The sequence below is a fragment of the Lentzea aerocolonigenes genome, from assembly GCF_000955955.1.
Lineage (GTDB): Bacteria > Actinomycetota > Actinomycetes > Mycobacteriales > Pseudonocardiaceae > Lentzea > Lentzea aerocolonigenes_A.
This window is the reverse complement of record NZ_JYJG01000032.1, coordinates 1-1,159: the sequence shown is the minus strand read 5'-3', so window position 1 is coordinate 1,159 and position 1,159 is coordinate 1. Positions and strand designations below refer to the sequence as shown.

Below are 1,159 nucleotides of genomic sequence, written 5' to 3'. Positions count from 1 at the left end.
CAACCCCGCCGACGGCTCGTTCCACATCCTGTTCGACTCCGGCGGCCTCTACGAGCCCGCCTGGCGGCTGGGCAACAGCAGCCACCGGCCGGTCTGACGCGCCGGAAGCCACGGAGAACAGCCATGAGATCCGCACTGTCCTTGGGCCTCGCCGCGGCCGCGCTCGTCACGGGCCTGACGCTCACCGCCGCCCCGTCCGCACTCGCCGTCACCAACCTGGCCTGCCAGCCCGGCGGCCCGGCCCAGTCCGACCAGGCGGTCGCCACCTCGTTGAACGGCAAGCTGAACGGCCGTCTGCGCGCCGGTGTCAACGCCTACCAGATGTCCTGCGCCCGTGCCGTGGTCGACACCGTGCGATCGCGCGGCCTCGACGAGCACGCCGCGGCCATCGCGATCACCACGACGATCGTCGAGTCCAACATCAAGAACCTGGACAGCGGCGACCGCGACTCGCGGGGCCTGTTCCAGCAGAGGCCCAGCATGGGCTGGGGCACGCCGGAGCAGGTGGTCGACCCGGTGCACGCCACCAACGAGTTCGTGAACCACCTGCTCAAGGTGGCGGACTGGCACTCGAAGCCGATCGGCCAGGTCTGCCAGGACGTGCAGCGCTCGGGCACGCCGGACGCCTACTACCCGCAGGCGCACGACGGTGAGGTCATCGCCGGCGCGTTGTGGGGTGGAGGTGGACGCACCGCCCGTGCCGCCAAGTACTCGTCCGACTTCAACGGCAACGGAAACAGCGACTACGCCACCTACAACGCGGCTGACGGCTCGTTCCACGTCAACTTCGACTCCGGTGGCCTGTACGAGCCCAGCTGGCGGCTGGGCAAGCCCGGTGACCTGCCCGTCGCGGGTGACTGGAACGGCAACGGGAACTCCGACTACGGCGTGTACCGGCCGTCGGACGGGTCGTTCCACGTCCTGTTCGACAACGGTGGTCTCTACGAACCGGCCTGGCGCCTGGGCGGGCCGGGCGACCTGCCCGTCGCGGGTGACTGGAACGGCAACGGCAACTCCGACTACGGCGTGTACCGCCCGTCGGACGGCTCGTTCCACATCCTGTTCGACTCCGGCGGCTTCTACGAACCCACGTGGCGGCTCGGCGGCCCGGGCTATCTGCCGGTGAGCGGTGACTGGAACGGCAACGGGAACTCCGACT

Annotated in this window: 1 pseudogene; it reads left to right on the top strand. The window is 69.7% G+C overall.

From position 1 onward, the window contains the following. Positions 1–123 precede the first annotated feature (123 nt). A pseudogene (locus UK23_RS48325) lies at positions 124–1,159 on the top strand (hypothetical protein); the annotation flags it as partial.